Raw genomic sequence first — 15,191 nt, forward strand, 5'->3', positions numbered from 1 at the left:
ACATTAAGAGAGTTTGTATGATAATTTTAGCACTTTAGGGTTGACAGTGCTAAAATTAGTGGTATACTATAGTTAGCACTAAGGATATAAGAGTGCTAAAGGAGTGAGATTATGAATATAGAAAAATGGACAGCAGCAATGCAAGAAGCACTACAGAAGGCTTTTCAGGAAGTATTATCAATGTCTCGGCAAGTTGTAGATATTGAGGATCTTTTGTTAGCATTGATTGAAGACACTAGTGGTATATTTTATCGTGTTCTCGTTAAGGCTGATGTGGATATAGCAGGATTGATAAACTATTTGGAAAATAAACGTCAACAGAAACCTGTTGTAGAGGGTGTTGATGAAAGTCAACTTAGAATTTCTTATGATTTAAATCAATTGCTTACAAAAGCACAAACAACAATGTCACAATATAAAGATGAATATTTAAGCGTTGAACATTTGATTATGGCTTTGTTTGCAACACAAAGTACTTTGTGTCAGGAAATTATTCAACAATTTCATTTGAATAAAAAAAGTGTAGAAAAAATAATTGAAGATATGCGAGGAGGAAATACTGTGAATAGTCCTCATCCAGAAAATCAATATGAGGTTCTTACAAAATATGGTCGTGATTTGATTCAGGATGTACGAGATGGTAAATTAGATCCTGTTATTGGTCGTGATGAAGAAATCAGAAGAGTTGTGCAGATTTTATCACGTAAAACAAAGAATAATCCAATCTTAATTGGTGAACCAGGTGTTGGGAAAACAGCGATTGTTGAAGGCTTGGCCTGGCGTATATTTAAAAACGATGTGCCTACAAGTTTACAAAACAAAACACTTTATGAACTGGATTTAGGTTCGCTGGTTGCTGGTGCGAAGTTCCGTGGTGAATTTGAAGAAAGATTGAAAGCTGTTTTGAACGAAATCAAGAAGGCTGAAGGAAATATCATTCTTTTTATTGATGAAATTCATCAATTGGTGGGTGCAGGAAAAACTGATGGGGCTATGGATGCAGCTAATCTTTTAAAACCAATGTTAGCACGTGGAGAACTCCATTGTATTGGGGCTACAACTTTGGATGAATATCGATTATATATTGAAAAAGATGCAGCTTTAGAAAGACGTTTCCAAAAAGTGACTGTTGATGAACCTGATACAGATGATACAATTGCTATTTTACGTGGTTTGAAAGATAGTTTTGAATCACATCATGGTGTCCAAATTACAGATAGTGCAATTGTTGGAGCAGTTCATATGTCACAAAGATACATTACAGATCGTTTTTTACCAGATAAAGCAATTGACTTAATTGATGAGGCTTGCGCATCTGTGCGTATGGAAATTGATTCATTGCCAGAAGAACTTGATGTTATTACAAGAGAAAAGAATCGTCTTGAAATGGAGCGTATTTCTATTGAGAAAGAAGATAAGAATGAGGATAATGAAAGACGATTGGATGAAATTAAGAGTCGTATTGCTTCATTAGATGAGCAAATGATTGGCTTGAGTGATAAATGGAAAGAGGAAAAGAAGGCACTAGATCATATTAAAGAATTAAAGGATCAAAAAGTTCGTTTTGAAGCCTTAAAAGATAAGTATGAAACAGAGGGAAATCTTGAAGAAGCATCTAAGATTAAGTACGAAACGTTACCAAAAATCAATCAAGAAATTTCTGATTTTCAATCTCAGGAATCTGAAGATGCCTTATTACAGGAAAAAGTCAGTGTGGATACAATTAGTGAAGTGATTGCGAGATGGACTGGCATTCCAATGAATAAGTTAATGGAATCTGAAAGAGAGAAACTTTTACATCTTGATGAAATATTACGTCAACGAGTTATTGGTCAAGATGAAGCTATTGAGAAAGTAAGTGATGCTATTTTAAGATCACGTGCTGGAATCAATGATGAAAATCGTCCAATTGGTTCATTCTTATTCTTAGGACCAACTGGAGTAGGTAAAACAGAAGTCGCTAAAAGTCTGGCTGAACAGTTATTTGATAGTGAAAAGAATATTGTTCGTATTGATATGAGTGAGTATATGGAAAAATTCAGCGTTTCTCGTTTGCTTGGAGCACCACCTGGATATGTAGGCTATGAAGAAGGTGGACAATTAAGTGAAGCAGTGCGACGTGCTCCTTATAGCATTGTTTTATTGGATGAAATTGAGAAGGCACATCCGGAAGTCTTTAATGTTTTATTGCAGGTTTTAGATGATGGACGTATTACTGATTCAAAAGGAAATGTAGTAAGCTTTAAAAATACTATTATTATAATGACTTCAAATATTGGTTCTCAATATTTATTGCAAGGAAATACTGAAGAAACAAGACGTGAGGTAGAAATGGAATTAAAGCAACATTTTAAACCAGAATTCTTAAATCGTATTGATGAAACAGTTATGTTTAATTCATTAGACGAAAAGGTTGTCTATCAAATTATTGATAAATTTGTCAATCAGTTATCTTCAAGATTAGCAGATAAGAAAATCACAATTGAAATTAGCAATGAAGCAAAAGCTGAGATTGCAAGAGAAGGCTTTGATCCGACTTTTGGAGCAAGACCATTAAAACGTTTTATTCAAGGGCATATTGAAACTTTAATTGCTAAAGAAATGATTAAAGGAACAATTCAAAAAGGTGATCATGTTGCTGTGGAATATAGTCATGGTCAATTTGGATTAAGTAAGGCATAAGGGAACTTATGCTTTTTTCTTTTCAAGTCTAATAAATAGGTGTATGATATTGACGAAAGAAGGGTTATATTATGAAAAGTGCAATTGTTTATAAGAGTGTAGGTGGAAATACAAAACTTTTGGCTGATATCATTGCTCAGCAACTTCATATCAAAGCTCAATCTTTAATAACTTCAGTTGATGTAGAAGATGTGGAACTTGTCTATGTTGGTTTTTGGACTGACAAAGGAGAGTGTGATGAAGATGTAAAAAGATTCTTAAAAGGCTTACATCATCAAAAAATATTTTTGTTTGGAACAGCAGGATTTGGTGGAGATAAAAGTTATTTTCAGGGAATTCTCACAAGAGTTCAAACTTATATAGATGATACAAATGAGATTGTAGGAACATATATGTGTCAGGGGAAAATGCCTGATAGTGTCAAACAAAGATACTTAAAAATGTCATTAGAAAAACCTCATGATGAACATATTCAACAAATGATTGCTAATTTTGAAGAAGCAGTAACACATCCAGATCTACAGGATTTAGAAAACCTCAGGAGTGCAATTTTAGAAACTGTCAAATAAGAGAAAAAGGTATCCTTTTTCTTTTTATATCGAATGAATTGTGATAAAATAGCCAAAGGAGGGTGTATATGCAAAGATACTTTATTGATGAAAAATGTCTAAAAGATGAAGAGATTCGAATTGATGCTTATAACCATAAACATATGCAAAGAGTTATGCGTTATCATAATGGTGATCAAGTGATTTGTATTTTGCCATCCGCTAAGACTTATATATATGAAATTATAGATATTGAAACAGGATTACTAAAACGCGTTGAAGAACTTCATGAAAATCATGAGTTAGATGTGAATGTGACTTTGATTTATGGCTTGCCAAAGAGTGATAAATTTGAATGGGTTTTACAAAAAGCAACAGAGTTAGGTGTTAAGAGAATTGTTCCATTTTTGTCAAAACGTAGTATTATTAAAACCGATGCTAAAACTTTTTCGAAAAAAGAAGAACGTTATCAACGCATTTTAAAAGAAGCGAGTGAGCAGTCTTATCGTCAAATGATACCAGAGTTAACTCAGTTAATAACAATCAAAGATTTATCTCAATATCTATCAGATATTAATTTAGTGGCTTATGAGGAAGCAAGTAAGCGTGGCGAAGAATGTTGTTTTGCTTCAGCATTAAAACAGAATTATCAAACACTAACAATTATTGTGGGACCAGAAGGTGGTTTTGATCAATCTGAAATTGAGCAAATGAAAGCTTTAGGTATTCAGGAATGTTCGTTAGGAAAAAGGATTTTAAGAAGTGAAACTGCACCGCTTTATATGTTGAGTGTGATTGGGTATAGTAGGGAGTTGATGAGATAGTGGGATTTATTGACACTTTAAATAAATTTGGTAAGAAAATATCAGTTCAAAAGACTGAAATATATGCAAAGATTGAAGCATCTCAAATATCATTAGAAGCTATGGGGTTAAAGGTCAAAATCAAGAATGAATTTGATTTGTTTGATTATGAAGTTATATACAATGGTATGTTAACACAACATAATATAGAAAATGCCTATGAAATTTTTATGAATCAAAATTATGATTTGTTAGATTATTTAAATTATGAAGAAAAAAGAAAGATGTTTGATAATGATATTTTACCTATTTTAAAGAATGCACCAAGTTTTTATGATGAGGATAGTCAAACACAGATTTATATTCCATATTTAGAACCATTTGTCAATAAGCGATATACTGATGATTATCAACTCATGATGCTAAAACAACATCAAGATTACTTAAAGAACTATAAAATTCAACAAGATTTACCTGTGAAATTATATGGTGATTATATTTTTCAAACCAATTTTTCATCACTTGAGAATGTTTATGAAGATGAACGTCATGTCTGTCTTTATTATGAGCAGTTAAAGACAATATATATTTATCGAAAAGAAACTAAAGAGTTGTTGAATAAAGTGATTATTTTAGATCAGGAATGTCAAGCAACGCCAGATATTGCTGATGTGAAAAAGATTGCTAATTATATTGAAACATATCAGTATAATCAATGTTTAGATTTATTGAAAGAAAAGAATTTGATTTGTGAAAAGACTTATAAAAAAGTTTTGAAGAAATATAAATAGAAAGGATGTTTATGAAAACAGTAGCATTTTTAACTTTGGGATGTAAAGTCAATACTTATGAATCTGAAGCGATGTTAAAATTATTTCATCAAGCTGGATACGAAGCTGTTGATTTTAAAGATAAAGCAGATGTGTATGTTATTAACACATGCACTGTGACAAATACAGGAGACTCTAAATCACGTCAAATGATTAGAAAGGCTATCCGTCAAAATGAAAAAGCAATTGTTTGTGTTGTTGGATGTTATAGTCAGGTGGCGAGTGAAGAAGTTGTATCTATAGAAGGGGTAGGGGTTGTCTTAGGAACACAATTTAGAAATCAGATTGTAGATTTTGTTAATGAATATAAGACAACACAAAAGCCAGTAATTAAAGTCTCAGATGTGATGAAACTATCGCGTTTTGAAGATTTAGATATAGATGAGTTTACAAGGAATACACGTGCATTTTTAAAAATACAGGATGGATGTAATAATTTTTGTACGTATTGTATTATTCCTTATGCAAGGGGACAGATTCGTTCAAGAAGACCAGAAAGTGTTTTGAAACAAGCACAATCATTGGTTGATCATGGATTTGTTGAGATTGTATTGACAGGAATTCATACAGCTGGATATGGACAAGATTTTGAAAATTATTCGTTTTATGATTTATTAGTAGATTTAACAACGAAAATTAAGGGACTTAAACGTTTGCGTATTTCATCTATTGAAATGAGTCAGATTACGCAGGAAATTATTGATTTAATTGCGATGTCACCTATTATTGTTGATCATCTGCATATTCCCATTCAGTCTGGTTGTGATGCAACATTAAAGCGTATGAATCGCCATTATACAACTGCTGAATTTAGTGATAAATTAAGAGATTTAAAAGAAAAATTGCCATCTCTTTCAGTAACAACAGACGTTATTGTGGGATTCCCTGGAGAAACTGAGGAAGAATTTCAGCAGACTTACCAATGGATTGAAAAAATGCATTTTAATCAACTTCATGTATTTCCTTATTCAATAAGAAAAGGAACGCCTGCTGCTCGTATGAAAGATCAGATTGATGGTCATGTCAAACATGATAGGGTAAAAAGCTTAATGGACTTATCACAAAGACTGCAAAGTGAATTTGCATCTTACCAGATTGGAAAGACATTAGAAGTTTTAATTGAAGAAAGGCATGGGGACAGAATGGTTGGTCATGCTTCAAATTATTTGAAGGTGCATATTGATTTACCTGATTCATCTATTGGGCATATTTATCGTGTGAAGATTTTATCTCAAAATGGAACTGAATTGATTGGATGTGTTGAGAGTGAAAAGAATAAATGAGTTGTTTGATGTTGAAGAAGAGTTTAAAGTTGTTTCTATACATAGTGATTCGCGCTATGTTGGAAAGGATTCAATTTTCTTTTGTGTAGATGGATTGAGTGTAGATGGGCATAAATATATTGAAGATGCAGTTTTTCAAGGAGCTAAATGTATTGTCTATTCAAAACCATTAGCTTATAAACATCGTGGTGTTTTGTATATTAAAGTCAATAATGTGTTGGATGAGTTGAATCGTGTTGCTGATGTTTTTTATGATCATCCTAGCTATAAGATGACAATGATTGGTGTGACTGGTTCAAGTGGAAAAACAGTTGTTGCTTTAATGATTAAAGAGGTTTTATCTCATTATTTAAAGATGGGATATATTGGTACAAATAATATTGAATATGCTGGTGTTATTGAACAATGTCCTTATACAACACCAGAAACAATCTTTATGCAACGTCATTTAAATGATATGGTGAAAAGAGATGTAAAGGGCGTGACATTGGAAGTCTCTAGTCATGGATTGGCGTTGAAACGTGTTGATGGTGTTCATTTTGATATCGCTATTTTTACAAATGTTTATGAAGAACACCTCGATTTTCATGGAACAATGGAACATTTGATGGCTTCTAAAGCCAAATTGTTTACCTTGATTGATGAAAAAGGTTATGCAATTTTGAATACTGATGAGGTGCGGTTTTACAATCTTGTGAAAGATTCTATACGTTGTCATCTTTTGACCTATGGAATTGAACATAAAGCTCATGTTATGGCAAGGAATATCCAATTATTTATTGATCATAGTGAATTTGATTTACAGATTCATGATGATCTCAGACATGTTTCTGTGCCAGTTCTAGGGCGTTTTAATATTTCTAATGTATTAGCTGTTATCACATCTATGTTAGCGTTAGAAATGCCAATGGATCAAGTCCTTGAGTCTATTGGTTATATTCGAGGGGTAGATGGTCGTATGGAACTTTTAGAGCATCCATATCCATTTACAGTGATTGTTGATTACTGTCAGCATGCTAAAAGTTTTGAAAAAGTATTTCAATTTGCAAAAAGTGTCCAGACAAATGGTCGTATTATTGCTGTTTTTGGAGCTCCTGGTAAAAAGAATTATAACAAACGAGAAAAAATTGGCAAACTCGCCAATCAATATTGTAATCAGGTGATCTTAACAGCCGAAGATAATCGTGATGAAGATATTCATGATATCTGTTTAGATATTCAAGAATATCTTGAAAAACCAGTCAGTGTCATTATAGAAGATAGGCGGATTGCTATAGAACAGGCTATTGAAATTGCAAATCATGGCGATATCATATTAATCTTGGGAAAGGGGCATGAACAATTTATGGCATCATCAATTGGTAATGAACCTTATCCTGGTGATAAATATGTAGCATTAGAAGCAATAGATAAAATATTTAAAGGAGAAGATGAAAATGAACTACAACAAATTTATTGATCATACTGCATTAAAAGCAGATACACAGAAAGCAGTGATTACAAAGTTATGTCAAGAAGCTAAAGATTACGATTTTGCATCAGTTTGTGTCAATCCAACTTGGGTTAGTTATTGTGCTGATTATTTACAGGATTCTAATGTAAAAGTTTGTACTGTTATTGGGTTTCCATTAGGTGCTAACACCCCTGAAGTTAAAGCTTTTGAAGCAAAAAATGCAATTGAACATGGGGCTGATGAAGTAGATATGGTTATTAATATTGGTGCACTAAAAGATGGTCATACGGAACTTGTTTACAATGATATTAAAGCTGTTGTTGATGCGAGTGATGGAAAATGTGTAAAAGTTATTATTGAAACATGTTTATTAACAGATCAAGAAAAAGTCACTGTTTGTGAACTTGCTAAAAAAGCAGGAGCAACTTTTGTCAAAACGTCAACTGGATTTAGTACAGGGGGTGCTACACCTCATGATGTTGCTTTAATGAAAAAAACAGTTGGTGATAGTTGTGAAGTGAAAGCGAGCGGAGGTGTTCGTAATTTTGAAGATATGATGGCAGTTATTGAAGCTGGTGCGACAAGAATTGGGACGTCTGCTGGTGTTCAATTGATGAACAATGAAGAAAGTCATCAAGATTATTAACAAAAACCCTTGATTTTCTTGGATTATCCATGTATAATAACGCATGTACTTAATAGTAAAGGGGGGAAGTTCAAAAATGGCAAAAACTGTAGTAAGAGATAATGAGTCTTTAGATGATGCATTACGTCGTTTCAAAAGACAAGTTTCAAGAACAGGAACCCTGCAAGAAGCTCGTAAAAGAGAATTCTATGTTAAGCCTGGTTTAAAACGTAAAATGAAATCAGAAGCTGCTAGAAAAAATAAAGGTAAACAAAGATAAGAAGAACTATTGTTCTTCTTTTTTTTGTTTTTCATATAATAGGTTGAGGTGATTGCATGCTTCTTATAGATAAAAATCAATTATTTGTGAAAGATTATAAAGAAATACTGATGATGGACCAAAATCTCTTTAAGATACAAATGGATCAATATTGTTTGTGTGTGAGAGGAGAAAAATTGGAAATATATTATTATGACCAAAATGAAATACGTTTAAATGGTCATGTGAAAGTGATTGAATATGATGAAAATAGGGTATGATTTTTGTTGTATAGATGCACAATATATTTATCTGCTGTTAAGGTATGCAAAAAACAAAAAAATTAAACTTTTACATTTGAGATTAAAAGATGATATGTATACTTTCTATATTCCTACATATCAAAGGTACACATTACGAGCATTTGAACAACCAGTACATTATATCAAAACAATTGGACTCTTAAAATATGTTCTCTTTTTGTCTCGTCAATATTTAAATATTTTAGGAGTTATATGTTTTATGGCATCTGTGATTGCGTGTTCTTATTTTGTTTTTGATATTCAAATTATTGGAACAATGCCCCAAGTCAACAAACAAATGATTACGGATTTAAAGAAGGAACATGTTGATATATTATCTCCTTTAAAGAGTTATGAAAGATTAAATGAAATTCTTTCTAATTTTAAAACCATTTACAAGGATAAGGTTGAATATATTAACATTTATCAGGTAGGGAGCGTATTTCATGTTGAATATACAAAACGTAAACAGGATAAGAAAGAAAAAGATGACTATCAGAATTTGTATGCCAAAAAAGATGGTATGATTGAATCTTTTGATGTAGATAGCGGACTAATTAAAATAAAGAAGAATGATTATGTTAAAAAGGGTGATTTACTTGTTGAAAACACTTTAATATCTACCCAGAATGAAACAAAGATTATTCCAGTTAAAGGTCATGTATATGCGTACACATTTAATCAATATGAAGCAAGTGTAAAGAATGTAAATCAGGATCAAGGGGAAGTTTTTTATCAATTATTATTGTCTATTCGAGCAAAACTACCAACCGATGCAGTGATTGATAAAGAAAATGTTTTACAAATGACAAAGACTCGTAGTAAAATAACATTAAAAGTACACTATACCTTATTAGAAGATATAGCCATTAAAGGAGAAGAGAATGAAGGAAATCATTAAACTAGATTCTTATACAATAGATGAAGTCAAAAGATTCATTGGTCATCAAGAAGAAAATATAAAGATACTAGAAGATACTTTTCAAACAGAAATGATTGTTCGTGGTGATGAAATTGTCTTGAATGATGAGGATGACAAAAGAAAGCAAATTAAAGAAGTGTTAGATGCTTTATTGAAACTTGTAAAACAAGGGAAAACAATTAGCAAGAGAGATGTCATGTATACTCTTAAATTATCTGAAACACATAATTTAAAGGCGATAGATGAACTTTATCAGATTAAAATTGCGAGAACAATGAGTGGTAAACTTATTTATCCTAAAACATTAGGGCAAAAAGAATATTATTACGCATTGAAGAATAATGATGTGGTTTTTGGAATAGGACCAGCTGGAACAGGAAAAACATATTTAGCTGTTATATTCGCTGTTCAGGCGTTAAAAAATAACGAAGTTCAAAAGATAGTTTTGACAAGACCAGCAGTTGAGGCAGGGGAAAACCTGGGGTTTTTACCAGGCGATCTGAAGGAAAAAGTAGATCCTTATTTAAGGCCACTTTATGATGCTTTATATGATATGTTGGGCCAAGAGCAAACTGAACGCCTTATTGATAAGGGGACAATTGAGATTGCTCCACTCGCTTATATGCGTGGGCGTACATTAGAAGATGCCTATGTGATATTAGATGAAGCACAAAATACAACTGATGCGCAAATGAAAATGTTTTTAACGCGTTTAGGGTTTAATTCAAAGATGATTATTACAGGTGATATTACTCAAATTGATTTACCACGAGGAACAATGAGCGGATTAAGACGTGCTTTGCATATCTTGAAGAATGTATCAGGAATTAGATTTATTTATTTAAGTGCACTAGATGTTGTAAGGCATCCAGTTGTTCAACGTATCATTGAACGTTATGAAAATGATAATGAGACTCAAGACGATTAAAAGAGGTACAGAGTATTTTTATACTCTGTATTTTCATTATGCACGAGTTTGTTTGTATTATATAATAAAACAGCAATCAAAGATTGCTGTCAAAAAATCAATAAATTGAATTATTATTTCATATGTTTAAGGAATGATTTTAAAACTTTTAAATGTGCTGTTGATAATGGTAAGTTGTGAATGTCATCAAGTGTATAAAGACCTTTTATTGGTTTGTCTATAACAAAGTGATAAATGTGCATATGCCATGTACGATGTGTAAAGACATGTTTAATATCTTGAATATATGACACAATAGATAGAGGAAGATGATATTGATTTTCGAATTCTTCCTGAAAACGATATGGACTTTCACATTCATATTGTACAAAACCATAAAGATTTTCTAATAGACCTGGTGGATTTTGAAACAAAAGAAATTGATCTTGGTATGTAATGATTCCAGTAATATAGTGAAGCTCTTTGTGTTTTATATTTTTTATATTGATTGGTAAAACTTTTTGTTGATTGTTTTGATAAGCCAAACAAGTTTTTTGAATTGGACATTGATCACATTTGGGATTCAATGGACGACAAATAGTTGCTCCTAAATCCATTAAGCCTTGATTAAAAGCTGAAGCATCATATCCCATAAGTAACTCAGCAACAATACTGGTAATATGTTTTTGTGTCTTTGTTTCAGCAATATTATCTTTTAGTAAATATTGACGCGATATAATTCTTAAAACATTGCCATCAATGGCAGGAGTAGGCATATGATAAGCAATTGAACAAATAGCACCAGCTGTATATGGACCGATTCCCTTTAAAGCAAGAATTTCTTTGTGGGTATTTGGAAATATCCCATTATATTGATGAACAATGATTTTTGCAGTTTCATGGATATGTTTTGCGCGACGATAATATCCTAATCCTTCCCAGAGTTTATAAACGTCTTCTAGTGAAGCTATTGCCAAATCAGTAATGGTAGGAAAAGTCGTTAAGAAGCGATTGAAATAAGGAATCACAGCTTCAGTCGTTGTTTGTTGAAGCATGATTTCACTAATCCAAATAAAATAAGGATTTTCAGTTTCACGCCAGGGGAATTGTCGATGGTATTGATGATACCAGTTAATTAAATTGTTTTGCATATTATTTTGCATAAGATCACCACAAGTATTATACTATAAATTATAAAGAAATCAAAGGAAGTGATATTTTTGAAAAAAGAAGACAAAATTATACACACATCGTTAGTAGAAACAAGACTCATGGATGAAAGATTATCTCCTTATGCAACCAAAAACAGTGAGTGCATTAAGGTTAAACATACCCATAAGCCATTAATTGAATTTGATATTCGCTGGCCATTTGAAAAGGACATAGATCGTGTTCTTTATTCAAAAAGTTATTCAAGATATGTTGATAAGACACAGGCATTATCATTCTTTAGTAATGTTCATATTACAAAACGTTCTTTACATGTTCAATGGGTATCAAGAATTGCAAGACAAATTGGACGAGGATTAAATTTAAACTTAGATTTAATTGAAGCTATTGCATTGGGACATGATTTAGGTCATGCACCTTATGGACATGTTGGCGAGAAAGCCATTGATGATTGTTTGAAAGAAAGACAATTTGGATATTTCAATCATAATGCTAATAGTGTAAGACATTTGTTGTTTATTGAAAGAAAAGGAATTGGATATAATGTTTCTTTACAGGTTCTTGATGGAATTTTATGTCATAATGGTGAGATTCTTTCAAGAATTTATAAACCTGATAAGAATAAGACGATTGCGCAATTCTGGGAAGAATATGAGAAGTGCTGGCATGTTGAAGATTATTCTAAAAAAATTGCTCCAATGACTTTGGAGGGGTGTGTTGTACGTATTTCAGATGTGATTTCATATGTTGGTAAAGATATTGAAGATGCAATGACAGTTGGAATTATTAAGGAAGATGATTTGCCTGAAGAAGTCGTTAATGTTTTAGGAAAAGATAACAAATCAATGATTAATCGTTTAATTGGTGATATTGTTATTCATAGTTATCGTAAACCTTATTTGGAGTTCTCAGAAGAAGTCTATCAGGCCTTAGAAGTTCTTTTTGGATTTATTTCTACACATATTCATCATCATCCTACATTAGTTAAGGAAAACGAAAAATTGACAAGACTCGTCAAACAGTTATACAATGCTTTTTATGATGATTTAACAGATGATGGAAATGATGATTCTGGGATTGATAATCATGTGAGAAAAATGATTGAAACTTATCAAGAGACACCTAATGAATTAATTGTCAGTGATTATTTGTCTGGAATGACAGATAGTTATGCTTTACAAGTTTATTGTGATCGTTTTTTACCTAAGCAACATGGAGAAATGATATAAGATAATAAAAAATGAGTGTAATTATTTGGAAAAAGTGCTAATATATAATTAAGAAGGGGGTAATGTTATGAAACTTATAATTGCCATTGTCAATAATGATGACAGTTCTACTGTTCAATCTGCTTTAACAGAAGGTGGTTTCTTTGTAACAAAGCTTGCGACATCTGGGGGATTCTTAAAGAAAGGAAATACAACTTTCTTTATTGGAACCAATGATGATAAAGTTGATCCTGCATTAGAAATTATCAAAGCGCATGCACGAAAACGTGTTGAAAAAGAACCGACAGTTCCACCTACAGAAATGGGAGAATTCTTTACTCCAATTATGGTAGATGTTTTGGTTGGTGGAGCAACAGTGTTTGTGGTTGATGTAGATCGATTTGAAAAGATTTAAAAGCAGCTCAGGCTGCTTTTTTCTTAGTGAGGAGTATATATGGATATAAGAATATTAAGAGGACATGAGGTTAGCGAGGCCAATCAGTTAATTAAAGATGTGTTTATGAGACAGATAGCACCAACTTATGTAGAGGAAGGTATACAAACGTTTTTATCATCTTTTAATGATGAGCATATTCTCTCTTTGATGAAAGAACAGCATCTTTTAATGCTTGGGGCATTTGATGAAAAGTTGGTTGGAGTCATTGGGATTCGTGATTTAAAAGATATTCAAAGTCTTTTTGTTGATCCAACATATCAAGGTCAGCACGTAGGAACAAAACTTTTGAAATCTGCAAAACAACTCATGTATGGTGATATATATGTGAATTCTGCACCATCTGCAGAAACATTTTATCGAAGCCAAGGTTTTCAAAGAGTACATGATGAGCAAGTTGTTCATGGTATACGTTTTGTACCTATGGTGTATCATAGTGTTAATGAAGAAAAGTTTGGCAATTATGATCAAGTTCATGATTTTATAGCAAGTCAAAAAGACCGAGTTTATGCATTGGATAATTTTAAACGTTTTATGAATGATATGTGTAATCCTCAAACTTTGTTAAAGACAATTCATATAGGTGGAACGAATGGGAAAGGCTCTACTACTAATTATATTCGTTCTGTATTGCAAAAAGAAGGATATCGTGTAGCAACTTTTACATCTCCAGTTTTGGTCACGAGATTAGAAATTATGCGTATTAATAATCAGCATATTCAAGATGATGAAATTATATGTTATGCAAATCGTTATATGTCTTTATGGTTAGAATATGAATTATCTATGTTTGAGATTGAAGTTTTTATTGCAATTATGTTTTTTTTGAAACATCGTGTAGATTTTGCGATTTTTGAAGTTGGATTAGGTGGTGCATTGGATGCAACAAATATAGTCGCACCGATTTTGAGTGCCAATACAAATATTGGTTTAGACCATACAGAATACTTAGGAGATACATATGAAAAGATTGCTTTTACAAAAGGAGGAATTATTAAAGATTATATTCCTTTTGTAACAGGAGAAACAAAGCAGGGCTGCTTAAAGGTTTTTGAAGAATTATGTCAACAACATCATAGTCAATTCATTAAGGTTCAAGATATTCAAAATATCCAAGAAGATAAAAATAGTATTTCATTTGATTATGCAACTTATCATGTTGTCTTACAAACTGGTGCTCGATATCAATGTGAAAATAGTGCATTAGCAATTGAGATTTTGCTTTATCTTAAGAATAATGGATATATTGTTTTAGATAATGAAACTTTGTTGGAAGGTTTAAGAGAGGCTGTTTGGGAAGGACGTTTTGAAATTGTATGTCAGCAACCGTTGATGATTATTGATGGTGCACACAATAAAGAAGGCATTGAAGCATTTTATCAGTCAGCTAAGAAATATCAAAATATTAAAATCATCTTTAGTGCCTTGAGAGATAAGGATACTCATGCTATGATTGAAAAATTATTAAAATTAACACATGATGTGACTATCTGTGAATTTGATTTTCATCGGGCACAAAGTGCTGAAAAATTGGCTGAGAATTTTCCAGTAAAAATTGAAAAAGATTGGAAAAAAGCAATTGATGAATCGTATCATCATAATGGTGTTGTCTTTATTACTGGATCACTCTACTTTATTTCGCAGGTAAGACCATATATTTATCTGTTGCAGAAAAAAACTTCATGAAATAAAACTTGCTATTTGAGATATATTATGTTATTATCTCAATGAAGAAAAAATGCGAC

Annotated in this window: 15 protein-coding genes; 14 read left to right on the forward strand and 1 reads right to left on the reverse strand. The window is 31.9% G+C overall.

The genetic code is table 11. The features are described 5' to 3' along the window. Positions 1–111: 111 nt before the first annotated feature. The 11 genes from GQF29_RS16055 to GQF29_RS16105 all read left to right on the forward strand — a co-directional run bounded on the left by GQF29_RS16055 (position 112) and on the right by GQF29_RS16105 (position 10,635). Positions 112–2,682: an ATP-dependent Clp protease ATP-binding subunit gene (locus GQF29_RS16055; protein WP_008789812.1), complete on the forward strand. Its 2,571-nt coding sequence runs from the start codon at positions 112–114 to the stop codon at positions 2,680–2,682. Between the two features lie 71 nt (positions 2,683–2,753). Next, the gene (gene bilS / locus GQF29_RS16060) at positions 2,754–3,251 is read left to right on the forward strand and encodes a flavodoxin family protein BilS (protein WP_008789811.1); all 498 of its coding nucleotides are present in this window, start codon (positions 2,754–2,756) and stop codon (positions 3,249–3,251) included. A gap of 68 nt (positions 3,252–3,319) precedes the next feature. Beyond that, the gene (locus GQF29_RS16065; RefSeq protein WP_008789810.1) at positions 3,320–4,054 is read left to right on the forward strand and encodes an RsmE family RNA methyltransferase; all 735 of its coding nucleotides are present in this window, start codon (positions 3,320–3,322) and stop codon (positions 4,052–4,054) included. After that, positions 4,054–4,824, forward strand: coding sequence for a hypothetical protein (locus GQF29_RS16070; RefSeq protein ID WP_054325100.1), 771 nt, complete (start codon positions 4,054–4,056; stop codon positions 4,822–4,824). The genes GQF29_RS16065 and GQF29_RS16070 overlap by 1 nt, the downstream gene beginning before the upstream one ends. A gap of 11 nt (positions 4,825–4,835) precedes the next feature. Then, complete coding sequence (mtaB, locus tag GQF29_RS16075; protein WP_160340834.1) at positions 4,836–6,146, forward strand: tRNA (N(6)-L-threonylcarbamoyladenosine(37)-C(2))-methylthiotransferase MtaB; 1,311 nt, start codon at positions 4,836–4,838, stop codon at positions 6,144–6,146. Then, a complete protein-coding gene (locus tag GQF29_RS16080; protein WP_160340835.1) occupies positions 6,130–7,605 on the forward strand; it encodes a UDP-N-acetylmuramoyl-L-alanyl-D-glutamate--2,6-diaminopimelate ligase in 1,476 nt (491 codons plus the stop codon). Before mtaB ends, GQF29_RS16080 begins: the two co-directional genes overlap by 17 nt. Continuing rightward, positions 7,583–8,245, forward strand: a complete 663-nt coding sequence (gene deoC / locus GQF29_RS16085; RefSeq protein WP_160340836.1) for a deoxyribose-phosphate aldolase — start codon at positions 7,583–7,585, stop codon at positions 8,243–8,245. The genes GQF29_RS16080 and deoC overlap by 23 nt, the downstream gene beginning before the upstream one ends. 76 nt (positions 8,246–8,321) lie before the next feature. Continuing rightward, positions 8,322–8,504 (forward strand): 30S ribosomal protein S21, encoded by a 183-nt coding sequence (gene rpsU, locus GQF29_RS16090; protein WP_008789805.1) that lies wholly within the window; start codon positions 8,322–8,324, stop codon positions 8,502–8,504. A gap of 56 nt (positions 8,505–8,560) precedes the next feature. Next, positions 8,561–8,764 carry a YabP/YqfC family sporulation protein gene (locus GQF29_RS16095; protein ID WP_008789804.1) on the forward strand — a complete coding sequence of 68 codons (204 nt, stop codon included), beginning with the start codon at positions 8,561–8,563 and terminating at the stop codon, positions 8,762–8,764. After that, on the forward strand, positions 8,745–9,686 hold the full coding sequence (locus GQF29_RS16100; RefSeq protein ID WP_054325099.1) for a sporulation protein YqfD: 942 nt from the start codon (positions 8,745–8,747) through the stop codon (positions 9,684–9,686). The genes GQF29_RS16095 and GQF29_RS16100 overlap by 20 nt, the downstream gene beginning before the upstream one ends. Continuing rightward, on the forward strand, positions 9,670–10,635 hold the full coding sequence (locus GQF29_RS16105) for a PhoH family protein (RefSeq protein WP_160340837.1): 966 nt from the start codon (positions 9,670–9,672) through the stop codon (positions 10,633–10,635). The genes GQF29_RS16100 and GQF29_RS16105 overlap by 17 nt, the downstream gene beginning before the upstream one ends. 113 nt (positions 10,636–10,748) lie before the next feature. Here GQF29_RS16105 and mutY read toward each other — a convergent pair whose 3' ends face one another. Then, on the reverse strand, positions 10,749–11,777 hold the full coding sequence (gene mutY / locus GQF29_RS16110) for an A/G-specific adenine glycosylase (RefSeq protein WP_160340838.1): 1,029 nt from the start codon (positions 11,775–11,777) through the stop codon (positions 10,749–10,751). Positions 11,778–11,825: 48 nt separating this feature from the next. On the opposite strand from mutY, the gene GQF29_RS16115 reads away from it, so the two are divergent. The 3 genes from GQF29_RS16115 to GQF29_RS16125 all read left to right on the forward strand — a co-directional run bounded on the left by GQF29_RS16115 (position 11,826) and on the right by GQF29_RS16125 (position 15,132). Then, positions 11,826–13,013 carry a deoxyguanosinetriphosphate triphosphohydrolase family protein gene (locus GQF29_RS16115; RefSeq protein WP_008789800.1) on the forward strand — a complete coding sequence of 396 codons (1,188 nt, stop codon included), beginning with the start codon at positions 11,826–11,828 and terminating at the stop codon, positions 13,011–13,013. Positions 13,014–13,080: 67 nt separating this feature from the next. Continuing rightward, complete coding sequence (locus tag GQF29_RS16120; protein WP_008789799.1) at positions 13,081–13,407, forward strand: cyclic-di-AMP receptor; 327 nt, start codon at positions 13,081–13,083, stop codon at positions 13,405–13,407. 39 nt (positions 13,408–13,446) lie between these two features. After that, positions 13,447–15,132 (forward strand): GNAT family N-acetyltransferase, encoded by a 1,686-nt coding sequence (locus GQF29_RS16125; RefSeq protein ID WP_054688672.1) that lies wholly within the window; start codon positions 13,447–13,449, stop codon positions 15,130–15,132. Positions 15,133–15,191 lie beyond the last annotated feature (59 nt).

This window comes from Coprobacillus cateniformis (assembly GCF_009767585.1).
In the GTDB taxonomy this organism is placed as follows: Bacteria; Bacillota_I; Bacilli_A; order Erysipelotrichales; family Coprobacillaceae; genus Coprobacillus; species Coprobacillus cateniformis.